This window comes from Roseimarinus sediminis, from assembly GCF_050433125.1.
Lineage (GTDB): Bacteria > Bacteroidota > Bacteroidia > Bacteroidales > Prolixibacteraceae > Roseimarinus > Roseimarinus sediminis.
The window spans coordinates 65,721-90,469 of record NZ_JBNPXV010000006.1; the positions used below are offsets into that span (position 1 = coordinate 65,721).

The 24,749-nt window shown below is 43.3% G+C and carries 20 protein-coding genes and 1 tRNA gene; 14 read left to right on the forward strand and 7 right to left on the reverse strand.

The features are described 5' to 3' along the window. Positions 1-119: 119 nt before the first annotated feature. The 7 genes from FHS86_RS09190 to FHS86_RS09220 all read left to right on the forward strand — a co-directional run bounded on the left by FHS86_RS09190 (position 120) and on the right by FHS86_RS09220 (position 6,865). Positions 120-194, forward strand: a tRNA-Val gene (locus FHS86_RS09190). A 52-nt stretch (positions 195-246) separates the two neighbouring features. Beyond that, complete coding sequence (locus FHS86_RS09195; protein WP_429412714.1) at positions 247-507, forward strand: GIY-YIG nuclease family protein; 261 nt, start codon at positions 247-249, stop codon at positions 505-507. Between the two features lie 359 nt (positions 508-866). Then, positions 867-2,198, forward strand: a complete 1,332-nt coding sequence (gene gdhA, locus FHS86_RS09200; RefSeq protein WP_429412715.1) for an NADP-specific glutamate dehydrogenase — start codon at positions 867-869, stop codon at positions 2,196-2,198. 434 nt (positions 2,199-2,632) lie between these two features. After that, on the forward strand, positions 2,633-3,529 hold the full coding sequence (locus FHS86_RS09205; RefSeq protein ID WP_429412716.1) for an MBL fold metallo-hydrolase: 897 nt from the start codon (positions 2,633-2,635) through the stop codon (positions 3,527-3,529). Between the two features lie 185 nt (positions 3,530-3,714). Further along, positions 3,715-4,341 (forward strand): RNA polymerase sigma factor, encoded by a 627-nt coding sequence (locus FHS86_RS09210; protein WP_429412717.1) that lies wholly within the window; start codon positions 3,715-3,717, stop codon positions 4,339-4,341. Beyond that, positions 4,334-5,410 carry an energy transducer TonB gene (locus FHS86_RS09215; RefSeq protein WP_429412718.1) on the forward strand — a complete coding sequence of 359 codons (1,077 nt, stop codon included), beginning with the start codon at positions 4,334-4,336 and terminating at the stop codon, positions 5,408-5,410. The genes FHS86_RS09210 and FHS86_RS09215 overlap by 8 nt, the downstream gene beginning before the upstream one ends. A 27-nt stretch (positions 5,411-5,437) precedes the next feature. Further along, positions 5,438-6,865 (forward strand): ArnT family glycosyltransferase, encoded by a 1,428-nt coding sequence (locus FHS86_RS09220; protein ID WP_429412719.1) that lies wholly within the window; start codon positions 5,438-5,440, stop codon positions 6,863-6,865. Between the two features lie 48 nt (positions 6,866-6,913). Here FHS86_RS09220 and aspS read toward each other — a convergent pair whose 3' ends face one another. Both aspS and FHS86_RS09230 read right to left on the reverse strand, forming a co-directional pair. Continuing rightward, positions 6,914-8,671 (reverse strand): aspartate--tRNA ligase, encoded by a 1,758-nt coding sequence (gene aspS / locus FHS86_RS09225; RefSeq protein ID WP_429412720.1) that lies wholly within the window; start codon positions 8,669-8,671, stop codon positions 6,914-6,916. A 259-nt stretch (positions 8,672-8,930) separates the two neighbouring features. Then, positions 8,931-9,065 carry a hypothetical protein gene (locus FHS86_RS09230; protein WP_429412721.1) on the reverse strand — a complete coding sequence of 45 codons (135 nt, stop codon included), beginning with the start codon at positions 9,063-9,065 and terminating at the stop codon, positions 8,931-8,933. 406 nt (positions 9,066-9,471) lie between these two features. On the opposite strand from FHS86_RS09230, the gene FHS86_RS09235 reads away from it, so the two are divergent. The 4 genes from FHS86_RS09235 to FHS86_RS09250 all read left to right on the forward strand — a co-directional run bounded on the left by FHS86_RS09235 (position 9,472) and on the right by FHS86_RS09250 (position 13,148). Next, positions 9,472-9,918 carry a nucleoside deaminase gene (locus tag FHS86_RS09235; protein ID WP_429412722.1) on the forward strand — a complete coding sequence of 149 codons (447 nt, stop codon included), beginning with the start codon at positions 9,472-9,474 and terminating at the stop codon, positions 9,916-9,918. Between the two features lie 111 nt (positions 9,919-10,029). Continuing rightward, positions 10,030-10,581: a hypothetical protein gene (locus FHS86_RS09240; protein ID WP_429412723.1), complete on the forward strand. Its 552-nt coding sequence runs from the start codon at positions 10,030-10,032 to the stop codon at positions 10,579-10,581. Between the two features lie 4 nt (positions 10,582-10,585). Then, a complete protein-coding gene (locus FHS86_RS09245) occupies positions 10,586-12,388 on the forward strand; it encodes a tetratricopeptide repeat-containing sensor histidine kinase (protein WP_429412724.1) in 1,803 nt (600 codons plus the stop codon). A gap of 1 nt (position 12,389) precedes the next feature. Continuing rightward, positions 12,390-13,148, forward strand: a complete 759-nt coding sequence (locus FHS86_RS09250; RefSeq protein WP_429412725.1) for a LytR/AlgR family response regulator transcription factor — start codon at positions 12,390-12,392, stop codon at positions 13,146-13,148. 88 nt (positions 13,149-13,236) lie between these two features. Here FHS86_RS09250 and FHS86_RS09255 read toward each other — a convergent pair whose 3' ends face one another. Further along, complete coding sequence (locus tag FHS86_RS09255) at positions 13,237-14,946, reverse strand: peptide MFS transporter (RefSeq protein ID WP_429412726.1); 1,710 nt, start codon at positions 14,944-14,946, stop codon at positions 13,237-13,239. A 211-nt stretch (positions 14,947-15,157) separates the two neighbouring features. Further along, the gene (locus FHS86_RS09260) at positions 15,158-16,672 is read right to left on the reverse strand and encodes a peptide MFS transporter (RefSeq protein WP_429412727.1); all 1,515 of its coding nucleotides are present in this window, start codon (positions 16,670-16,672) and stop codon (positions 15,158-15,160) included. Between the two features lie 437 nt (positions 16,673-17,109). On the opposite strand from FHS86_RS09260, the gene FHS86_RS09265 reads away from it, so the two are divergent. The 3 genes from FHS86_RS09265 to FHS86_RS09275 all read left to right on the forward strand — a co-directional run bounded on the left by FHS86_RS09265 (position 17,110) and on the right by FHS86_RS09275 (position 21,366). Beyond that, positions 17,110-18,624: an NAD(P)H-hydrate dehydratase gene (locus FHS86_RS09265; RefSeq protein WP_429412728.1), complete on the forward strand. Its 1,515-nt coding sequence runs from the start codon at positions 17,110-17,112 to the stop codon at positions 18,622-18,624. 70 nt (positions 18,625-18,694) lie between these two features. Continuing rightward, a complete protein-coding gene (locus tag FHS86_RS09270) occupies positions 18,695-19,822 on the forward strand; it encodes a DUF4831 family protein (protein ID WP_429412729.1) in 1,128 nt (375 codons plus the stop codon). 83 nt (positions 19,823-19,905) lie between these two features. Next, positions 19,906-21,366, forward strand: coding sequence for an aminoacyl-histidine dipeptidase (locus FHS86_RS09275; RefSeq protein ID WP_429412730.1), 1,461 nt, complete (start codon positions 19,906-19,908; stop codon positions 21,364-21,366). A gap of 108 nt (positions 21,367-21,474) precedes the next feature. On the opposite strand, the gene FHS86_RS09280 is transcribed toward FHS86_RS09275, so the two are convergent. The 3 genes from FHS86_RS09280 to FHS86_RS09290 form a co-directional block, all read right to left on the reverse strand. Next, on the reverse strand, positions 21,475-22,572 hold the full coding sequence (locus FHS86_RS09280; RefSeq protein WP_429412731.1) for an alanine racemase: 1,098 nt from the start codon (positions 22,570-22,572) through the stop codon (positions 21,475-21,477). Positions 22,573-22,810: 238 nt separating this feature from the next. Next, complete coding sequence (locus FHS86_RS09285) at positions 22,811-24,079, reverse strand: adenylosuccinate synthase (protein ID WP_429412732.1); 1,269 nt, start codon at positions 24,077-24,079, stop codon at positions 22,811-22,813. A gap of 172 nt (positions 24,080-24,251) precedes the next feature. Next, positions 24,252-24,716, reverse strand: a complete 465-nt coding sequence (locus tag FHS86_RS09290; protein WP_429412733.1) for a Fur family transcriptional regulator — start codon at positions 24,714-24,716, stop codon at positions 24,252-24,254. Positions 24,717-24,749: the final 33 nt, after the last annotated feature.

Here is a 24,749-nt window from a genome sequence, read left to right on the forward strand (position 1 = left end):
ATATTATACGGGCGATTAGCTCAGCTGGTTCAGAGTATCCCGGTACAACCGGGAGGGTCGGATTAGCTCAGAAGAAAGTCCAAAGACGTTCATTAGGAAATAAAGTATAAATATTATACGGGCGATTAGCTCAGCTGGTTCAGAGCACTTGGTTTACACCCAAGGGGTCGGGGGTTCGAATCCCTCATCGCCCACCGCACACAGGGTCATTTGTTGAAAAACAGGTGACCTTTTTTGTTTTGTTCGATGTACTACTGCTACATTCTATATTCGTTGAAGCTTGACAAATACTATATTGGTTCAAGTTCAGATTTGGAAGATCGTTTGTATCGTCACAATCATTCGAGGAAAGGTTTTACTGCTACCGGTCAGCCATGGGAGCTGAAGTATTATGAATGCTTTAAGAGCAGAAAGGAAGCATTCAACCGAGAATTGAATTTAAAGAAAATGAAAGATCGACGATATCTTGAAGCATTGATCTCGCAAGGAAGCAGTGCATCCCGGTAACACCGGGAGGGTCGGGGGTTCTCCCGGTAATCACCGGGACTCATCGCCCACCGCACACAGGGTCATTTGTTGAAAAACAGGTGACCTTTTTTGTTTTGTTCGATGTACTACTACTACATTCTATATTCATTGAAGCTTGACAAATACTATATTGGTGCAAATTTTCTTATCAGCAATTAACTTCGGGCATCATCGTCCATTGTACTGAGATAAGTCAAAACAGAGAAAATTAGATATGTTAAAAAATGTTAATCGTTTGATTGTAAATCTTTTGTTTTGTCAGACTTGTACCCTTCATTCAACTTCTGCCTTTGTTTTTCTCTTAACTTTGATTTTATTAATTACTAAATCTAACTAACATGGCTGATATTAATGAGTTTATGAATCTTTTAATCTCACGTAATCCGGGAGAAAAGGAGTTTCATCAGGCTGTTTGGGAAGTTGTTGAGTCGGTTTGGAGTGTTTATGAAAGTAATCCAAGGTACCGGGAGGCTAAAATTCTTGAACGAATTACTGAACCCGAAAGAGTAATTATGTTTCGGGTTCCATGGATTGATGATCGGGGAGAGGTTCATGTAAACCGTGGCTATCGTGTAGAATTCAATAGTGCAATCGGACCCTATAAAGGAGGTTTAAGATTCCACCCCAGTGTTACCCTGAGCATTTTAAAATTCCTGGGTTTTGAACAAACATTCAAAAACAGTCTTACAACACTCCCCATGGGAGGAGGCAAAGGCGGATCGGATTTTAGTCCCAAGGGCAAGTCAGATAACGAAATTATGCGTTTCTGTCAGAGCTTTATGACCGAGCTGGCAAGACATATTGGACCGAATACCGATGTTCCTGCAGGTGACATTGGGGTAGGAGGGCGCGAAATTGGTTATTTGTTTGGCCAATACAAGCGAATGAAGAATGAATTTACCGGTGTTCTTACCGGAAAGGGAATATTGTGGGGTGGTAGTTTAATAAGACCAGAGGCTACAGGATACGGAGCCGTTTATTTTACCCAGCAAATGTTGCAGGAACTTGGTAAAACGATAGAAGGTCACACCTTTGCAATTTCCGGATTTGGAAACGTAGCATGGGGAGCGATTTCCAAAATTAATGAACTGGGGGGTAAGGTGGTAACCATTTCAGGGCCCGACGGATATATCTATGATAAGGATGGAATTAAAGGAGAAAAGGTCAATTATTTGCTTGAGCTCAGAGCGACCAACAACGACATTGTTGAACCTTATGCCCGTGAGTTTGGCGCAGACTTCCATCCCGGCAAACGTCCATGGGAACAGGCAGTGGATATTGCAATTCCCTGTGCCTGTGAAAATGAACTGGATGAAAATGATGCAGCCCTCCTGATTAAAAACGGATGTACACTTGTAGCCGAGGCTTCCAATATGGGCTGTACTTCGGAGGCAGTTGAGTTGTTGAATGAGAAAATTATTTATGCTCCCGGAAAAGCCGTTAATGCAGGCGGTGTTGCTGTTTCGGGTCTCGAAATGACTCAAAACTCCATGCGCTACAACTGGACAGAAGAAGAAGTGGATGGGCGCTTGCATATCATTATGAAACAAATCCATGAAACCTGCAAGGTACATGGACTTCGAAATGGTAAAATTGATTATCTCCGTGGAGCCAATGTTGGTGGCTTTGTTAAGGTAGCCGATGCCATGCTGGCACAAGGAGTGGTCTGATTGTAAAAATAAATGATTTTTTAGTTTCTAACCGGCCGGGATCGATCAATCCTGAGCCGGTTTTTTAGTCCTGTTTTTGACTTCTTTTAAAGTTTTTCCCAATGTATCTGTTGAACTTGCAAGGTATTTTCGATGAGAATTCAGCTGCATTGAATCCATTCACTCAATAAAATGAACCATTCACATGTGAAAATTGAACATTCACACATCGAAATCGCATAAAAAACTAATAGTCAATAAGAAAGAATTCGAATATTTTGGATTGTTCATTTTCGTCTAAGCTAAATCGGCTTTTATCACCATAAGGGCACCTTTCATAAAAAATACTAAAAAGTCTTTATTAAATAAGTGCATTTCCATTGAGAAACAGGTATTTTTGTAATAGTAATTAACTCATAGCTCGGGTTCATTAAATATTTTAAAAACAAACGACCATGATTTTTTTAAAAACCATATTGCTAACATTATTCTTTGGATTATCAACCATCTTCGTGAATGGGCAGAATAATCAAACAGTAAAATCAGCAAGAGTCACCTATTTGGCAAACAGTGGTTTTATTGTTCAGGTTGGCTACGAGAAGGTATTATTCGACGGGATCTTTCAAAATGGAATGAATCGTTACATTGAGCCCGACGAAAACACTGTTGAGTTGATGAAAAATGGGCTTCATCCTTTTGATGACATCGATGTATTTTTCGTATCTAATTTTCATGCCGACCATTTTGACCCTTATGTAGCCACTCGTTTCATGCTTAATAATGAAGAAGTAAAAATGGTATGCCCTCAACAGGTTATCAATAAGATGAAAATCTTTACAAGCGATTTTCCAAAAATTGCTGACCGGATTATCGAAGCAACACCAATGGCCAATCAATATGATCGCGTTTTGATTGAAGGTTTTGAAATACTGGCAATGCATGTTAAACATGAAAAAATAGAAAACGATCATGTTGAAAATATGAGTTATCTCGTCAGTATTAACGGCGTTAAATTATTTCATTCAGGAGATACCGACCCTGAGACACTCGATGACTTGAAAGGAATCAATATCTCAGATCTTGGTGTGGATATTGCGTTTCTGAATGACAAATACGGAGTAGGACGTGCAGCTAAAAAAACGAATAAGCTGGTGGATGCCAGGTACAACGTTTTAATGCACTTTGAGAAATACATTGCACCGAAAACGCTCGAGAACTTTGTTGAAAGATCGAAGTTAAAGCCACGGCCGCATGTATTTCAAATTCGCAATGCCTATCAGGATTTTTATATCAATGATTTTTATCCTGAAAAAAACGACGAACATTTAAGCCTGACCCTGATCGGCAACTGATTTTAAATAGCTAACAGAAAGGCCCGTTATCTTCAAAGGTAACGGGCTTTTTAGTGTCCGGCTGAAAATGGAGCAATGAAATACTTGTTTCTAATTGGGCAGTTCCAAATCGTTGTCGCTTACGCCGACCAAAAACCTTTTGTGCCTGCTTGCAGTTTAATTTATATTAACACGAGTTTTCTAGCTTGAAAATTGTTGTTACTTTTAGAGGAATTAAAGAAATTTTAAATATGCCTTTAACATTAAAGCAGGAGCAGTTTGATAAGCAACTCGATTTAACGCAAATGCGCCAGTTTCGTAAAACGGGCGATATCGATTTGTTAAAGCAGTTGTATACCAAATATATTCCGTTGGTATATGGCATTGGGCTGAAATATCTGCACGATCGCCTGAAGTCAAAGGAACTGCTTCGTAAAGTGTTCGATCAGTTGTCGATTGAAGCCGCAAAGTACGAAATCAGTCACTTGAAAAACTGGCTCTATATTACAGCGAAATCTGCTTGCAGCACTTTCAGTAATGAAACTGGCGAAAATGAGGAATTAAAAGAGGCCGTCACTCCTCTTGATTCAAAGATGATGCATGAATTGGAACTGCATCCGCTTGATAAGGTGGGAGCTTTAAGTGCTTCAGTAAAAAATTGTATACAACGACTTGATGAGCTTCAACGTACGTGTATTGAGCAATTTTATTTTAAGCACCATACATATAGTGAGATAGCGGCTTCTTTGTCGTGTGACGAACAGGATGTAAAATTGCACATAAAAAAAGGAAAGCAGCATATTACCAATTGTTTAAGAGCCGGCAATGAATGATAACTTGCACGATAATGAGCTCGAAAGATTGATTGTTCGTTACCTGAATAATCAAATGTCGAAAGATGAGCGCTATCAGTTCGAGCGGGCGCTCGAAAGAGATCCTTTTCTTGCTGAAGCCATTGAGGGCCTTTCTGAATTCAAACCTTCTGATGTTATAAAGGATCTGGGGTCGCTTAGTCTTCATAAGAGATCTAAAAAGGGGAAGATAAAGCCGCTATTTATTGTGCTTGTTTTGCTCATTATCCTCGTGCTTGTTCCGGGCATAATTTGGTGGAGTAAGCATGAGAGGAAAACAGATGTTATTGTTGAGGATGCAGTGCTTCCTGACGAAGGTGTTCTCCAAACCGACACCTTAGTATTTTCAGGCAATACCGATTCACTGACAAATTTTAACGACGCTCTTTGGGTCGACAGTCTGGCTCAAATGGGGCAGGAGCAGCAAGGACTCAATCAAACTGATCCCATCGTTGATGAAGTCAAATCAGCAGAGAAGGCAGAGGCAGTAAGTATTCGTCAAACAAAGCCGGTTAAGGCAAATACCAGGGAAGAAGAGCAGGAAGCACTTTCTGAAAGAAATGACAGTAGCGAGATGTTGTCATTCTCCTTAATCCCGGTACCATCAATCGAGGCCAATAAAATTATTGCAGCCGATAGTAGTGTCTTCTCCAGCTTACAGCTTAGCTTTGGGAGAACAGCATCGGAATCGGATTTAGTTGATAAGCAGCCTGCTGAGCTAAACAAGGTCGAAGCATCAACAGAAGAAACGCTTTCAGATAGCAATGCTGCGCCTCAGGGAGGAATCGACGAGCTGATTCAGTATGTTGAAAAAAATGTAATTTATCCGCTTAACGATGAATCAGGTGAGCGTGAAGCCCTGCGGATAGGTTTCACTGTTTCAGTGAGTGGCAGACTGTATAATTTCAAACAAGAACAAGGGCCTGAAAATCAGCAATTTTTTAATGAGGCCGTTCGGGTACTTCAGCAGGGGCCAAGCTGGTCGCCAGCCATAAAAGACGGCAAGGCTGTTGAAGAGCAGGTAAGTCTAGATGTTGTATTTCGGCCTTAGTATTTCTCTTACCCTATGAAGTCAATGATGGCAAGTTCGAGATACCAGCACTTAATTCTGTTTATTGTTTTTGCTGTTCTGCTGCGTTTATTTAGCTTTTTTCCCAGTGTGCTCGATCATGACGAATCGACCTATATGCTCATTGGTAATGAGTTGCTAAAAGGCAAGCAGCTTTATCGTGATGTGACAGATACCAAACCTGCCTTTATTTTCTGGCTTTATTCAGGACTGCAATATTTGTTTGGGTATTCAATTTTTCTTAAACGCCTGTTTGCGGCAGTTATGGTTGGGTTTACTGCTTATTTTGTGAAGCAGGTTTCAGGCATGCTGTTTAAAAGTGCAATATCGGCACTTGCAGCTGGTATTATTTATGTGTTTTATTCTTCCTTGTGGGTGTATTTTGGTCTTTCGCCCAATACCGAACTGTACTTCAACTTTTTCACCATTACCGCCTTGTTCTTTTTTCTTCGCGACAGGAGGTGGTATTACTTTCCGGGTGGCGTGCTGATGGGGATTGGCTTCATGTTTAAATATGTGGTGCTGATGGATTATGTGGCCTTTGTCGTTTTTATATTATTGAGCCCCTTGCTGAAAGCAAAACAAGTTCGCTGGTCAGGCATCCGACTCATGCCATCAGTGATCTCACTGGCAGGCTTCATACTTCCTTTTGCTTTTACGGCTTTGTATTTTTATGTAAATAAGCGTTTCGACGATTTCTTCTACATTACCTTTACCTTGCCCCGACTTTACGGTGAAGCGCCTTCGGTTTTGCGCTTTTTAGTCTTACTGGGTGATTTTTTATTGCGCTTTCTGCCTTTTACTTTTTTTATTCTTTTTGTTTTGCGAAAACAACACAAGCTGTTGAAACCGGAGCTTCGTCTTTTGATGTATGGATGGATTCTAGCCGTTTTATTTTCCATGTTTATGCTGGGAAAGGGCTTTAGCCATTATGCAATTCAGCTAATGTTGCCATTCAGTATTTTGGCTGCTTTGTTCTTTCATGAAGAAATTATTTTGAACAGATTGGGCGCTTTTCTATTCAAAGGGCGTAGTGGTAAGTTGCTGTTCGCTTTGGTTTTTGTTCTTATTCAAGTGTTTGCGTATGTCGACAATGTGATAGAACGTGATTACCCCAATGAAATTGCCAGCTATCTAAAGGAAAAAAACAGCAGCCAGGGAAGGGTGTATGTTGCCAATTATCAACCTGTGATCTATTATCTTTTAGAACAAGCCCCTCCTGCAAAATATGTACATTCCTCGCTTTTATTCTCCGATATTGGAAAGGCTTTTAGGCTCAATGCTGATGAAGAAATTAACAAGATTATTGAACAGCGCCCCGAATTTGTGCTGGTGCAATATGAAAATCAGAAGATCATGTCAGCAATTGAAGGAAGCTATGTGTTCGACACGGTTTTTGTTGAAGATCATGTGACGGTATATCGACTTCAGCCATAAAAAAAACTCCGACACTGAATGCCGGAGTTAATGATAGTGTTTATTCTTTTAAATTTTCTTTGGTTTCTCGATTTTCAGACAGAGTTCGTCAAGTTGGTCTTCGGCAATAGGCGATGGAGACTCAATCATTACATCTCTTCCTGTGTTGTTCTTTGGAAAAGCAATCACGTCACGTATGCTGTTTAAACCGGCAAACATACTAACCAGGCGGTCGAATCCAAAGGCAATTCCGGCATGTGGAGGTGCACCATATTTAAATGCATTCATCAGAAAGCCAAACTGGGATTTTGCCTGTTCGGGGGTGAAGCCAAGCAAGGCAAACATTTTGGCCTGCAGTTCACTGTCGAAGATACGAACTGAGCCGCCACCTATTTCCACACCGTTGATTACAAGGTCGTAGGCATTGGCCCGAACTTTGCCAGGATCGCTGTCGAGCATCGGAATGTCTTCGGGTTTCGGTGAAGTAAAAGGATGGTGCATGGCATGAAAACGGGCTGTTTCTTCGTCCCATTCAAGCAAGGGGAAGTCAACTACCCATAGTGGTTTAAAGGTGTTTTTTTCCATGAGTCCGAGCCTGCGTCCCATTTCAAGACGTAGTTCGCACATTTGTTCCTGTGTTGATGTTTTATCGCCCGAAAGTACCAGGATCAAATCGCCGGCTTTGGCCTCACATGCTTTGGCCCATTGTTCCAAATCTTCAGCATTGTAAAATTTATCGACCGAGGAACGGAAACTGCCGTCTTCGTTGCATTTTACGTAAACCAATCCTTTGGCACCAACTTGTGGGCGTTGTACATATTTTGTGAGTTCGTCCAGTTGCTTCCGACTGTATTCGGCGGCACCTTTTGCGCATATGGCGACAATGTATTCTGAATTGTCAAAAACGGGGAATCCTTTTCCTTTAGCCAGCGAACTGATGTCGTTGAAAAGCATGTCGAAACGAATGTCGGGTTTGTCACTGCCGTATTTCTCCATGGCTTCGGCATACGAAATGTGAGGAAATGCTCCCGGGTCAATTCCTTTGATTTCTCTGAAGAGGTGCCGGGTCATTCCTTCGAAGGTTTCCAGCACATCGCTTTGCTCAACAAAGGCCATTTCGCAATCGATCTGAGTAAATTCGGGCTGACGGTCGGCACGTAAGTCTTCGTCCCTGAAACATTTTACTATTTGGTAGTAACGGTCAAATCCGGCAACCATTAACAATTGTTTGAATACCTGCGGACTTTGGGGCAAGGCATAGAATTCACCCGGATTCATTCGTGACGGTACAACAAAATCACGGGCTCCTTCAGGAGTTGACTTAATTAATACCGGAGTTTCTGTTTCGATAAATTCTTTTGCATCGAGATAATTACGTACTGCGATGGCCATTTTTGAACGCAAAACGAGATTCTCCCGTACGACATCGCGGCGCAAATCAAGATAGCGGTATTTCATGCGAAGTTCGTCACCTCCATCGGTATCGGTCTGAATCGTAAAAGGAGGAACTTCCGATGGACTCAATACCGTCACGCTTTGAAGTTCTATTTCAATTTCGCCTGTTGGAATCTTATCGTTCTTGTTCTGACGTTCAAGAACCTTTCCTTTTGCCTGAATGACAAACTCCCGCCCAAGTTCTTCAACGGCCTTTTTTAATTCGCCCGGAGCCTTCTCGTCAACAAGTAATTGGGTGATGCCATAACGGTCGCGCAGATCGATAAATGTCATTCCGCCCAGCCGGCGTAGTCGCTGAACCCACCCGGAAAGGATCACTTCCTGGTTAATATGATCACTTCTTAATTCGCCACAAGTATGCGTTCTGTACATAATTTAAGACTTTTCTATTTTGCTTGCTAAAATAGTAAGAAATGCTCAACCATCACGATGATTGAGCTCACATTTTACTGTGCAGGATTTTTGCCGGAATCAGATGAAAGGATTATGCACTGTTAGGACTTAGACATACAGGTACATCCATGTTCTTTCCATTGGTTTTTTTGAATGCAAACCAAGCCAGATGATCGATCAAAATTCAGTTTATGAAGTTGAATAAGATGATCTTGTAAATAATAGATAAAAGCTATTTTCAGAACAGGCCCTGATAGATGAAAACAAAACTCAGAATAAATATACCCCATATAATCAGGGTTACTCCGATTAATAATAATACAGCCTGACTTCTTCTCCAAATGGCTTTTCCCTCTTGCGCTAAACTAATCATGACTTTAATTTTATGTTTCCCCAAAGTAAATCCGGTTGCTTAATCACGGATTTAGTGTTTAAATATAAAAAAATACTAATAAAAAATTGATGTTCCGTATCATTAATTTTAGCTTGTTAATAAAATTAGGTACTTTCTTTTAATAACAAAGACAGGGTAATGTGTTGTATTCTATGTCTGTCGAAGCTTTAGTGGGTTTTTTTATTATATTAAAGAATTGCATTGTTAATAAAAATTAACATGTTTGTTGTATGTTTTTCATATAACATCTTTCTTTGAACATGCATAATGATTTTATTAAGTTTAATAGCAAGTTTGTAAATGCTTGTCTTTTTAAATGAAGCACTAATGTTCTGTCTGATTGTTTAAAATGAACTCCGTGCTATCTTTGGAAAAAAAATAAGTTATGCTTCAATCGTTTTCTGATGAGTATTTTATGAAAAAAGCGCTTGATGAAGCGCGAATGGCTTTTGATGCAGGAGAGATCCCGGTTGGTGCCGTAATGGTATGCCGAAATCAGATCATCGCCCGTGCACATAATCTGACAGAAACCCTGACTGATGTAACAGCTCATGCCGAGATGCAGGCAATTACAGCTGCTGCTAATTATTTGGGGGGCAAATATCTTAAGGATTGTACCCTTTATGTTACGCTTGAACCTTGTGTTATGTGTGCAGGTGCTTTGGGCTGGTCGCAACTGGGGCGACTGGTTTATGGTGCCAGTGACAGTAAGAAAGGTTTTGCGACTTTTGCTCCTGCTGCATTGCATCCAGCATGCAGTGTCGTTCATGGAATTTGTGCCGGGGAAGCTAAAAATTTGCTTCAACTATTTTTTAGTACGAAAAGGAGTTGAAAAATTTTATTCGCTAAATGGTGTTTTTTTTTATTGTCAGATTTTTTAATTTCATATTAATCAATAACTTTAAATGGTTAAATAAAACTATAAATCCTTAAAAATTAGACAATGAAAAAGAAACTTTTTAAAGTACAAGTCAGGGTCTATGTCGATGAAATGATGGCTTATTTCAAAGATAACCCAGATTTGGGAAGCAAAGAAAAGCCTTACGATGCCAATTCGTTTTATGAGTTAATTTCACCGTATGCGGCGTTTTATGGTCCGTTGAGAAATATCATTTTGCTCGATAGTCAAAGTGTATATCAATGGGAATTGCTTTCAGCGAATGGTAAAAAATTGTCATTCACGGTTGAAGACGATGCGCAGGTGATGGATCTTGAAATGGTAAGCAATGCCCCTACCGAAGACAAATGGAAGAAAATCTTCAAAAATCCTCCGCCAATGCAGGGGAATGGCAAATTAAAGGTGCATTCGAAAAATACAAAAGACAACGTGTTTGAATTGGAAACATCGGATGATGTTAGCAGCGGAGGTCGGTTTAAGTACACTTTTTACTTCGAATTCAACGATGCCAAAGGAGTAAAAAAGTATGGAGTAATTGACCCAATGGGTGATACAAATCCACCACCACCACCACCCGATACATCTGGAGGAAATTAAGAAGATGAGAATCTTGCTCATCATATTATTGGGTTTAACATTGGGGGGCTGGTCGCAGCCCCCCTCTTCATTGCTCGATTCGTTGCATAATGAGTTGTTGGCGAATGATTTGACTGATTCACAAAAGGTCAACATTTATCTTAATTTAATTTATCACGAGCGAAATAATCATAGCCAGGCGAATGCTTATGGCCAGCAGGCGCTTGACCTGGCCCGTAAAACCCGCATGAAAAAAGAAGAGGCCTATGCCTTGTTGTATCTTGGAAATAATCAATGTCGCCTTGGAAACAACTTAATAGGAATTGAAAAGATTATTCAATCTGCTGAGCTATTCAGGAAACTGCAAATGTTCAAAGAGGAAGCTTATGCACTGGGGTCAATTGCCAACGCTTTTGTGAGTAATGATGATCTTTACAACGCAATTAAATACCAACGACAAGGACTGGCGCGTTTTTCTGAATTTTCCGATACCTTGAGTATGGCCAATACCTTACTTAATATTGGCGAAACTTATCGCATCTTCGAGATGAACGACAGTGCTGTTTTTTATTTCAGTGAAGCCCTGCATCATATAGAACTTATTAAGCGACAAAGTAACGAGGCCAAAAGATGCCGTTCAACGATTCTTGGAAATATGGGCATGGTTTATCTTGAGCAACAGAAATATGACGAGGCAGAGGAGGCCTTATTGCAGGCCAGTAATTTTTTTCGCCAGCAGGATGATAGTTATCGGGCTTCGGTTTATGAGGCAGAGTTGGGAAAACTAATGATACAAACCGGTAACATCGCCGGAGGTATACACACCATAAATCAGAGTCTGAATACCGCCATGCAATTGAAGTTGAAGGAGCAGGTAAGGGATTTCAGTTACGAATTGGCTGAAATTTATGAAGAGCAGGGTGCATACGATACTGCACTCACTTTGTATAAGCAATACAAGAACTACGACGATAGCCTGAAAAATGTTGAAAATGTTCGAATGATGGAGCAGCAGCAAAGTCGTTTCGAATTAAGCAAAAAAGAAGAACAGATAGAAGTCTTGAACCGAATCAATAAGTTGCAAAGGGTATTGGCAATTGTGTTATTTATAGGTGCCATTGTCTTTCTCATCTTCATTTTTAGTCTTGCGCAGGCCAACCGAAGAGTGAAACTAATCAATGCGCAGATTTATGAGCAAAAAGCATTGGTGGAGCAACGCGAAAATGAAAAGGCACTTTTGCTTAGGGAATTAAATCACCGGGTTAAGAATAACCTGCAAATGGTGGCCAGCCTGCTCAGTTTGCATGCGCGCCAGTTGAAAGGCCATCCGGCAGCAGAGGCTCTTATGGCTGGAAAATACAGGGTCGAAGCCCTTACGCTAATCCATCAGAAACTTTATCGCGACGATATCGATACCATGATTGACGTGAAAAACTACATCGAAGAGTTAACAAGCAATCTGGTAATGCATTTTGGAAAGGATTTCAAACTCGAATTGTTCCTTTCACCTTTTGTAATGAAAATTGACAAGGCGATTCCTTTGGGTTTAATAATCAATGAGCTGGTGACTAATTCATTAAAGTATGGCGGGGTAGATAACCCGACTCCGGTACTTCAAATTAGTATACTCAGCAAAGCCGAAAACATGGTCATTGGGATAAAAGACAACGGGGTGGGCCTGCCGGCTGATTTCGACATCAGTCAAAGCAAATCATTTGGATTAAAATTGGTTCAGTCGCTGGTTCGACAGTTGGGCGGAAAGCTATCGTGGACATCGGAGGGAGGAACCCAGTGGCAATTGGTACTTAATAAGGAAAAAATTGTTTAAAATGGAAAAAGAAGTTAGTATTCTCATCGTAGAAGATGAGTTCATGATCTCCGAAGATATTGCCGCGCGCCTGAGCGATTTTGGATATCACGTTGAAGGAATTGCACCTTCGGCCAAGGCGGCCATTGAGATACTCGACGATGGCAATGTTGATTTGGCGCTTGTTGATGTTAACATCGACGGAGACACCGATGGAATTGGGCTGGCCAAAATACTCAGCGAGAAATACAAGATCCCTTTCATCTTCCTTACCTCACTGGCCAGCGAAGAAGTTGTTCAAAAAGCGAAGGAAGCCAAACCTTCGGCCTACCTGCTTAAGCCCTTCAACGACCGCCAGGTGCAGATTGCCATTGAAATGGCCCTGCTTAATTTTTCGAACAGGCGTCCGGGCGAAATTGGTCAGGTCGAAGAAGAAGCGCCGGAAGAAGCCCCATCGGTAATTCCTGCTCTGGAGAGCTTGTTCCTGAAACGTGAAAGCCATTTCGAACGGGTGCGTTTCGATGATATTTATTATCTGTCGGCCGAAAGCAATTACACAATCATCTTTACGAAAAGCGGCCGTTACATGTATTCTTCGATTTTAAGAAGCTTTGAAGATCTTTTACCCCAAACACGCTTCATGCGCGTGCATCGCAGTTTTATCGTCAACCTCGATGCCATTACCGGAATTGATGGTAATTCACTGCTCATTGGAGAAAGCAAGATACCCGTAAGCAGGAACAACCGGGATGAATTATTTAAGATGTTCCGCATTCTTTAATAGAAAAAACAAGGACTTTGCAACTTGCAGTGTCCTTGTTTTTTCTTTTCATCTTAGTTGATCAGCTCCTGTTTTTATTTTTCCGGGATCAATGCTTTACATGTTCATTGTAGACCCGTTTTAGCCAGGGAAGCAACAACATGGTGAGCAGAAATGCACCGGCAGTTAACAGGGCATTGGTGAGGAAGAAGTTCGATTTTTTCTCAAACAGGTCCCACATTCCCGAAAGCACTCCTGATAATTTATTTCCAATGGCAGTTGATAAAAACCAGCCTCCCATCATCAGGGCTGCAATTCGTTTTGGGGCCAGTTTTGATACCAGCGAAAGGCCCATTGGGCTCAGGCACAGTTCACCAATGGTTATTACTCCGTAAACTCCAAAAAGCCAGGCAACCGAAGCCTTGTCCATTCCATTGCCTGAACTGATGGCCGCAGCAACCATCACCAGCCACGAAAGTGCAGAGATGAGCATGCCCCAGGCAATTTTTCCTGGTGTTGATGGTTCCTTTTTTCTTCTTCCCAGAAAACCAAAAAAACCAACAACGAGTGGTGTTAACACAACGACAAAGAAGGGATTAATTGATGCCTGCAATTCGGTGGGCCACAAAACAAGTTTCCCATGCTCCTGGCGGGCATCTTCCTTCACCTTTTCCCATTCATCTGCACTCAGATCGTCTGGTTTCCCGTCCAGGTTTCCTGCAGGAAGTTCTTTATTGTAATTATCGAAATAGTAGCTGGGCCCCATTTCGGTACCCAATTCCTCACCGTGCAAACCAATTACCTGCCGTTCGCGAGGTACAGTAGATACATCTTCGGTGCTGGCAATGGTGTTAATCACCATTTCCATTTTGGGTCCCAGTTCGCGATCGGTATTGTTTTTGGCCCAGTAGGTGAGTGCAGAACCATTCTGATGAAATACAGCCCAAAAGATGATTACCACACCAAATATCGACAGCAGGGCGGCAATGGGTGCCTTTTCGTTTTTTGCTGCACTGCGCCAGGTATTGAAAAAGAAAAGTAATACCGGAAGACAGAAGAAGATGAAGGCATCGTTGGAGTCGGAACCAAACAGGTCGCCTGGAATCATCCATCCGATGGCAGCAGCAACAAAGGCAGGAAGAAAAAGAACAGTAAAGATACGCGACAGTGGTAAATCGCCTTCGCGCTTGGGCGAAATCTGATCGGCTTCCTTAATCTCGGGTACTTTCCAGTTGCCCCAGGCAAACCAGATAACCCCTATGAGCATACCAAATCCGGCAGCAGCAAAAGCCCAGCCCCAGCCATAGGTTAGTCGAAGCCATGCAGCCACGAAATTGCACACAAAGGCGCCGATGTTGATTCCCATGTAGAAAATGTTGTAGCCTGAGTCTTTGAGATGTTCATACTCGGGTTTTTCATACAACTTGCCAAGTAGCACTGAAACATTGGGTTTAAACATGCCATTCCCCAGAATGATAAGCAAAAGTGAAAGATAGAAGGCCATCATGCTGTTGGGAATCGACAAGCCAATGTAACCCGCGGCCATCAGTACCCCGCCAATGTAAATCGACCGGCGGTAACCAATAAAACGGTCGGCCAGCAGTCCTCCGAAGAAAGGCGTCAGATAAACCAGTGCCAGATAAGTGCCGTAGATATCGGCAGCTTCCATGTTACTCATGCCCAAACCTGCAAAGGTGGCTGTTTCGGGAGCAATCATATACAGGGTGAAAATACCCAGCATCAGATAGTAGCCGAAACGCTCCCACATTTCGGTGAAGAAAAGGATCATTAAACCCCTCGGATGTTTGCTTTTTGCCATAATAGATTTCTGTTTTTTAGCTTTGATTGTTCTACAGTATGGTTTTGTGGTGAAAACGGTTCAATAAACGCACACAATAATAAGGGCTTGTTCTGCGCTATGGAATGATAAAACCCCAGAAAGATAATGAAATCTGTAGGGAATTGAGATGACAGGTCATAAAAAAACCGGAACAGTGAACTGCTCCGGTTTTTTAAATTATCAAGCGATATTATTTTATTCCTTTCATCATCTTTTTTAACCAGGGTGATATCAGCATCAATATGGCTGCGGCAATGGCCGTTTCGATGGCAATGAACCAGAATACCGAAATCTCCATACCGAGTTTGGTCTCCAGGTTCAGCGATATGGCTTTCATTTGTGAGGCCACGAAATTACCTGCTGCAAACGATCCCATCCATACACCCATCATGGTCGATACCAGCTTGGCCGGCGATAGTTTGGTTACCATCGATAAACCAATGGGCGATAAACACAACTCACGAAATGTGTGGAGCATAAAAACCATCACCAGCCACAGGGGGCTGACCAGGTTGCCTCCTTCGGCCAGTTTGCTTGCAAATGCCATGATTACAAAGCCTATTGAAAGCAAGAGCATACCCCAGCCAAATTTCATGGGCGTATTGGGATTTAGTTTCTTCTTGTCAAGCCTGGCCCACAGTATACTGAACAAAGGCGCAAACATTACAATGAAAATGGCATTGACACTTTGGAACCACGAAGCGGGAATCTCCCAGTTTCCAATCATACGCTGGGTTTGGTCGCGGGCAAATACATTAAAGGTTGTTCCGGCCTGTTCGAAGCCCGACCAGAAAAAGATATTGAAAACAGCCAAAACAAGGATTACTCCAACACGGCTCCATTCGGTTTTTCCGTTAGTTCCCCGCACAATGCTGGTGACCAGATAGGCCAGACCACCGAAACCAACAATCCGAAGGATCCATGATTGAAGCGTAGGATCGACACTGCTCCACCCAAAAATGAAACCAAATACAAGGCCAACCATGATGATGACATACATGACGATGGTACCCCAGTCTTTCAGTGCAAGGCGGTTTCTGATTTCCTTAACTTTTGGCGGCATCCCGATATTGCCAAGGGTATGACTGCGAATAAAGAACCAAATAGTACCAATCAGCATTCCTGCTCCGGCAGCCATAAAACCGTATTCCCAGGCAACCTGTTCCCCCAGTTTTCCTGCCACCAGGGGTGATAAGAAAGCACCCAGGTTAATACCCATGTAGAAAATGGTAAAACCACCATCTTTTCGGGGGTCGTTGTTATCGTACAACTCACCTACCATGGTCGATATGTTCGGTTTAAAGAAGCCATTTCCAAGAATAAGAATTCCTAAACCGGCATAGAAAATCATTTGACGGTACTCCATGTCGGCATTGCCCATCATAGCACTTGCTGCGAGCATGAATTGCCCGATGGCCATGGTTAAACCACCAATGTAAATGGTTTTTCGCTGACCAAGAATTTTGTCGGCTAAAACACCGCCAATGATGGGAGTCACATATACAAGTCCTGTAAAGATACCATAGATGGTAAAGGCATCCAGTTCGCCCAATTCAAAGCCACCTTCAGCAAAGGTTGCTGTTAGAAAAAGCACCAGAAGGGCGCGCATTCCATAGTAACTAAACCGTTCCCACATTTCGGTGGCAAACAGCGACGATAACCCTACCGGGTGTCCGAAGAATGCTGTATTCTTATCTCGAGTCATAGGTAATTGGATTTTTGTGAGGAAACAAAAATAGTATTTTTATTAAATTTACAGGTACGTTTCGGCAATATGAAGGAGATGTATGATTTACATGGACGCTTAGCCCGGGCTTTGTTGTATTGCTTGTGCACGAATAATAAGTTTTTATGAGACATTCCGATCTTAAGGGGACCAATTTTGTTAATCTTGAAAGCGCCTGGTGAAATGAACAGGGCAAACAAGCAGCGGATTATAAGCACGGATGAGTACCTTGCGTGCTGATGACAAAAAGCAGGCGTGCTTTTACCCAAAACCTAGCGTGGTTTCACTCAAAACCTAGTGTGGTTTTACCCAAAACCTAGTGTGGTTTTACCCAAAACCTAGTGTGGTTTTACCCAAAACCAAGCGTGGTTTTTTCAAAAGTGGCTTTTTGGTTCAAAATTTAGAATTTAAAAAATATGAAACTATTCAGAACAGAGCAGATTGCAGCGATCGACCGTTATACGATAGCACATGAGCCTATTGAAGCCATCGACCTGATGGAACGGGCCGCTGCAACTGTGGCAGCATATGTAGTACAAGAAACATCGTGGGAAGGAAACATTCATGTTTTTTGCGGGCCCGGGAATAACGGTGGCGACGGACTGGCAGTGGCCCGTCTGCTGGCAGGCCATGCTGATCGGTTCAGGGTAATGCTTTGGCTGCTTGATTTTGGAAAAGAATTGACCGGAAGTGCTGCCATCAACTTTCAGCGATTAAGTGAGCAGGGGCTGGTCGGGGTGAAAAGGCTAAATAATTTAAACGATTTGCCAATAATCAAGGAGGATGAGTTCGTCATTGATGCGCTTTTTGGTTCGGGGCTGAACCGACCCCTCGATGGATGGCCTGCTGAAATTGTACAGCACATCAATCATTCAGGAGCTGAAGTGCTGTCGATTGATATCCCTTCGGGCCTGATGGGCGAAGACAATACGCACAATATCCCTGAAAACATTATAAGAGCAAACATTACACTGACTTTTCAATTTCCTAAACTGAGTTTTCTTTTTCCCGAAAATGAAATTTATACCGGAGCATGGCTGGTACAAGATATTGGTTTGCATCCCGATGCCATTGAATCAACATTTTCACCTTTTCATTACCTGGAAAAATCACTGCCTGGCAGTTGGCTGAAAAATCGCAGTAAGTTCGCCCACAAGGGAAACTTCGGACATGCCCTGCTCATATCAGGTGCCTATGGAAAAATGGGGGCGGCCGTGCTGGCGTCGCGCGCCTGCCTGCGGGCGGGTGTTGGCCTACTAACGACACATGTGCCGCACGGAGGATACCCCATTATTCAAACGGCCGTTCCTGAAGCCATGACCAGCATCGACGAATCGGATATCATGTTTACTGGTGCAACTGTTGGAGCGGAGTATCAGGCGGTGGGCTGTGGCCCCGGGTTGGGTCAGAAAGTTAATACCCAGCGTGGACTGAAGAAATTAATTGAAGAGCTAAGCTGCCCCTTACTGCTCGATGCCGATGCATTGAACATACTGGGAGCAAACAGAGACTGGCTGAAACTGCTGCCTGCCGATAGCATCCTAACGCCTCATCCCAAAGAATTTGAACGCTTAACAGGACCGGCTGAAAGTGCCTGGGAGCGCTTGCAGATGGCCATTTCGTTTGCACAGCGAAACAGAGTAATTGTAGTCCTGAAGGGTGCTCACACCCAGGTGATCGACAGCGATGGCGAGGTGTGGTTTAACAGTAGCGGCAATCCCGGAATGGCCACAGCCGGAAGCGGAGATGTACTAAGCGGCATTGTTCTTGCGTTATTAGCTCAGGGTTACAAGCCATTCGATGCGGCCAGACTGGGCGTGTATGTTCACGGAGTGGCAGGTGATGTGGCTGCAGAAAGCCGGGGTTATGAAGCACTCATCGCTTCCGACATCATCGAATCGCTTGGTGAGGCCTTTCGAAGCATGTATTAATGGCGCAAATCACTTCGTGGTTTTGCCTTTTTTTTCATCTTTGTATTGCCAACTTTTTAAAATGAATAAAATGAACAGAAAAATTCAACTATTAATATGGGTCGTATTTTTAAGTCTGGGGTTAAATGCCCAGGGAAGAGACGACAAGCGAAAAGACAATGAACAAACAATTCAACCCGTAATTTCCGAAGGGGTGGTTTATGCACTGCCTCGTACTGGTTTTGTGATCGAAGTAGTGGCAAAACGAAGCACTTTTGTTCCGGGCCCCTATTATCAATATGCCCAAAAATACCTTGGAATTGAACAGGTGAAGAGCCAGCCCGAAACACGCTGGAACATTGTTGGTATTAAGGTGAAGCCCTTTAGTGAAGCCGATCCTGACGCAATGTTTAAAGCCATGGATCCCGTTGCCGGTTTAATTGTCAGCAATGGCTGTGGTATCATTACAGGGGTGAATACGAGTGCCGAAGGGGGTGAATGTACGATGATTGGTGATGGTTTTATTCCCGTTGAGGAAGCCCCGGACCAATATTTCACCGATCGCTCATCCAATGAATTCTATGAGCTGCTGGTCGATACCGAAAATGGCATCGAAACCATGAAGACCAAAAGCCTGGAAGAAAAAGCCCGTGAAGCAGCCGATTACATTATTCGCTTACGGAAGAAAAGAGCTTATGCCATTCTCGATCCCTCGGATGTTATACCTGAAGATGGTAAAGGCTATGAGGTGTTTGTGAAGGAAGCCCAACGGCTCGATGCTTTGTATACCAGCCTGTTTACCGGTGTGACCAATACTTCGAAACATCATTTTAGTTTTCATTATCTCCCGGGGAACAAGGATGTTAAAAATGAAGTGCTTTTTCGTTTTTCCGATGAAAAGGGAGTATTGCCCAAGAGTGATCTGAGTGGGCGTCCGGTAAGTATCACCCTGAATCGCGATGCCGAAACCTATCAGGAAGCATCCAAACTAAGTGTTTCCGATCATCCTGAAGCGGGTGCAACGGGGCTGTTTTACCGGATACCGGTAATGGCCGAACTCAAAGTGAATGATGGTTTAAGCGAACTCTATCGCGGTCGGTCGCTTGTAAGTCAGTTGGGCACCCTGGCTCCTGTACCTTTAAATTTGGCCGATGGTCAGTATCAAGTCAGCTACAACAGGCACACAGGTGCAATAGAACGTATCAGTAAAGTGCAGTAAGCCGACAAATGTCATATAGGAGGGCTGCCTGGAGGCAGCCTTTTTTTGTACCTTGCAGAAATCAAAACTAAATACTACAATCAATGAGTGAAACAATAAAGAAGCTGGCACCTCAACTGCTGTGGGAAAATTTTTATAAACTGACCCAAATACCCCGCCCGTCGAAAAACGAGCTGAAAGCTGCCCGGGCAGTGAAAGCTTTTGGTGAGCAACTTGGCCTTGAGACCATCATGGATGAGGCCGGAAATGTAATTATTCGCAAGCCTGCAACTCCGGGCTATGAAAACCGCAAAACCATTATTCTGCAGGGACACATCGACATGGTGCCTCAGGCTAACAGCGGTACCAGTTTCGATTTCAACACCCAGCCCATCGATGCCTATGTTGAAGATGGCTGGGTTACAGCGCGTGATACCACTCTGGGAGCTGATAACGGAATTGGTGTGGCTGCTTCGATGGCTATTCTTGAAGCCAACGATCTTGAGCATGGTCCCATCGAAGTACTGGTAACTGTTGATGAAGAAACCGGAATGACCGGTGCTTTACAGCTACAGCCCGGTGTTCTGAAGGGCGATATTCTGATTAATCTCGACAGCGAGGATGAAGATGATATCAGCGTAGGCTGTGCCGGAGGCATCGATGTCAATGCACTTTGGCAATATGAGGACGACCAGGATGTGACAGGTGATGTGGCTTATCAGCTCGAAATTACCGGGTTGAATGGTGGCCATTCAGGTCTTGATATTCATCTGGGGCGTGGCAATGCCTGCAAACTGATGGGACGTTTATTAAAGACACTGATTAGAAAACACGGTGTGCGCCTGGCTTCGATCAATTGCGGAAACATGCGAAACGCCATTCCCCGCGAAGGCTTTGCTGTAGTAACCCTGTTTGATAACGAATTGGAAGCGATGAATAAAACACTGGCGGACGAACTGGACAAGTGGAAATATGAACTGGGCGCTGTTGAACCAAAATTGAATTTGAAGGCCAAACAATGCGACCTTCCCGCATGGCTGATGCCCGAAATGGTGCAGGATGACATTGTGAATGCAATAGGTGCCAGTCCGAACGGAATTATCAGAATGAGTGACAGCATGCCGGGGGTTGTCGAAACCTCGACCAATTTATCGATTGTTCGCTCGTCGGAGGGCAAAACCGAATTACAGTGTCTGACCCGCAGTTTCATCGATTCGGCACGCGACGATGTAGCCTCTTCGCTCGAAAGCTGTTTCGAGCTGGCAGGTGCCAAAGTGGAACTGAGTGGTGCTTATCCGGGCTGGAAGCCTAATCCTGCTTCGGAAATTCTGGCAGTGATGTCTGAAACTTTCAAAAAAATGAAAGGCAAAGATGCCAACGAGGTGGCCATGCATGCCGGCCTTGAATGTGGAATACTGGGTGCCACTTATCCCAATTGGGACATGATTTCTGTGGGGCCAACCATCAGACACCCTCATTCTCCCTTCGAAAAAGTAAATGTTTCGTCTGTTGAACGCTTTTGGCAATTTCTTACCGAAGTGTTAAAGCAGGTGCCGGCAAAGTAGATTTAGTAGTCTGTTGCGATAGGTATTTTGATCTTATTTATGGAGCCCCGTTTTTAGCGGGGCTCTTTTTTCAGCTCCCGCTAATTATACGAATTGGAAGACTTACGATCAAAAGGGGGGCATCATGGTGAGTACTTCGTTTTTTGTGCTCAGGTAACGTCCCATTGCACTGGCTGTGAGACATGAGTGCACGGGGATTACTTCAATAATGTCGCCTACTTCGATGTTGTTGAAGTAATCGGCCGAAATTTTAATGATCCCGTGCTCCTGCGATAAACGACATAAATAATCGGTAGGCGGAAGCAAGGTTCTGATGCCGTTGTGTTGTACGATTATTCTTCCATAAAGGGGTTTGCCATCAATGTTTTGGATCCAGTCTTTCGAGAAATGAACCGCCCCGCCATAAATCACGATTTCATTTCGCTGGCGCTGTTTCGAGACAACAGGACAATGCATTCTTACGGCGATGTCGTCGATTTTACAAGCCCCCAGGCTGTGTTGTTTCAAATCGTAAAACACAAAGTTTCCGGGACGAATTTCATCGATGTTCTGAAAATATTCCGAAACCGAACAGCCGGGAGTGTCTCCTATCGAAATTTCGATGTTGGGATACTTGCGGCGGAACAGGTTTTTCAGGTGACTCATCTTCTGCACGGCATCAAAATGGATATTTTGTACTTCATTGCGCGAGCGGGCTTCGTAGCTATGGCCTGCATGGGTAATGAAGCCCTTGAATTTAAGCAGCGGGTTGGTTTCGATCGACTGAACTATCTGCTCAATCTTCTGGACCGATGAACTGCTGATCCCGACCCGGTTAAAACCGGTAGTGACTTTTACGAAAATGCCTGTAGGGTGGCTCAGCCGGGAGCTGATTTTCATGATGGTGGCCACATTGTCGACCACAATGTTTATTTGTCGCTTAGCAGTAAGTTGGTTGAGTGCGTCGATTTCGAGGGTGTTAAATGGGAAGGCAATGGTAATATCATCCCAGCCATCGCTTGCAAAGTAGGCTGCCATACTTACCGATGAAACGGTGATTTGTGTAATGCCCAGTTCGCGAAACCATCTTCCTATTTCGATCGACTGATGTGTTTTGAAATGCGGACGCAAACGAACCTTGTGACGATGTGCCTTTTCCAGCATCAGTTCGATGTTTTGGATGCTGACTGTTTTGTTAAGTACCAGGGTAGGACGAACAATGTTCATTGTATTACAAGGTATTACAGGTTCACGATTGCTGTTTTAGGGAAAACAGCCGCAGCAGCAGTATGCTTCTGAATTTCGGCTGCCGTTCACATCCTTTGCGTTTCCAATTCGTTTAAGTTCCCCATCAACAACTTGAATTGCTTAAAAGTAGTTAATGTAGTGCAGAATTGAAAGTGATGAAAAAGAAATGCAAAAAAAAATCCCGCAGATGCGGGATTTCAATATTTTGTGAAGCCAATTAACGTACAATGGTTTGATCTCTGTTGGGTCCAACCGAAACAATGGTAACCCTTACGCCGGTGGCTTCTTCAATAAAGCGAATGTAATTTTTCAATGCTTCGGGAAACTTGTCTTCCGAAGTTACTTCTGTCAGCGGACTGTTCCAACCCGGCAATTCCTTGTATACCGGTTCAATGTCGTCGGTCAGCTCGTAAGGAAGTTCGGTGGTTTCCTTGCCATTAATTTTATAGGCAACGGCCACTTTGATGGTTTCGAACAGATCGAGCACATCGGCTTTCATCATAATCAGGTCGGTCACTCCGTTGATCATGATGGAGTAATTCAACGCTACCAGATCGATCCAGCCACATCTTCTCGGACGACCGGTGGTTGAACCGTATTCATTCCCCACATCGCGCAGTTGCTGACCATTGTCATCGAAAAGTTCGGTGGGGAAGGGGCCCATCCCTACGCGGGTGCAATAGGCTTTAAAAATGCCATATACTTTTCCAATGTTGCCGGGAGCAATCCCAAGCCCGGTGCAGGCTCCGGCACAAATGGTATTCGAAGAAGTAACAAAGGGATACGACCCGAAATCGATATCGAGCATGGTTCCCTGAGCGCCTTCGGCGATCACAGATTTTCCTTCTTTTAATGAGTTATTGATCAGATGTTCTGTATCGACCAGTTTGAATTGCTTCAACACCTCAACCCCTTCGAACCATTCTTTCTCGTAAACTTCGAGTTCTTCCTTATAATCGTATTGATAGTATTTTTCGAGTTGTTCGATGTGCTTCTGTTTCCTTTCGGCATATTTGCTCTCGAAGTTGTGAAGCAAATCGCCGATGCGTAAACCATCACGTCCAAACTTGTCGCGATAGGTTGGCCCGATTCCTTTTAAGGTGGATCCAATTTTGGTTTTTCCTTTAGCTGCTTCCGATGCTGCATCGAGCAAACGGTGTGTAGGAAGAATCAGGTGGGCTTTTTTTGAGATCACCAGGTTGTTGGTGAGTTCAAAGCCAATTTGGGAGAGCGATTCAATTTCTTTTTTAAATACCGAAGGATCGAGCACAACGCCATTCCCGATAACATTTAGTTTGTTTTCGCGAAAAATTCCCGAAGGAATGGTGTGCAAAACCTGTTTGATGTTGTTGAATTCAAGCGTATGGCCGGCGTTCGGACCTCCCTGAAAACGGGCGATTACGTCGTACTGGGGAGTAAGTACATCAACGACCTTACCTTTGCCCTCGTCGCCCCATTGCAGCCCAAGTAGTACATCTACCTTCATGTTGATTCTTGTTTGAATGAATTAATGATTAAACATAAAAATCGGTCTACTCCAAAACTTTTGGAATAAACCGTGCCGGCAATCGCAATTATTGGTTTTGGCAACCAAAAGTACAAAACTATTCAGTGCCTGACAAATAAAACGATGGAAGTTTCTAATTGCAGGAGAAGGCTTACTGTGGCAAGTTTCCTGACTGTTTGGGATTTATCTTTTCACCATAGATATAAAGGGTGTGGTGCGACAGACTGAAGTTGTTGTCTTTACAGGTGTCTTCAATGATTTGACGAATACGGGGATCAAAAAATTCAGTGACTGTTCCGGTGTTGATGTCGATCAGGTGATCGTGAATTTCTGACGCATAGGCTTTCTCAAACTGGGCGATATTTTTTCCAAATTGATGTTTCACTACCAATTTGCACTCGAGTAGCAAATCGATGGTATTGTAAAGTGTAGCCCGGCTTACACGATAGTTTTTATTTTTCATCGAAATATAAAGCGACTCAATATCGAAATGTCCGTTGCGCGAATAAATTTCTTCCAAAATGGCAAAGCGCTCTGGCGTTTTTCTATGTCCCTTTGACTCAAGGTAGTCAGTGAATAATTTTCTAGCCGTATCCTTCAATTTCTGGTTATTCATACTTAAACTAAGTTTAAATTGGAACAAATATAG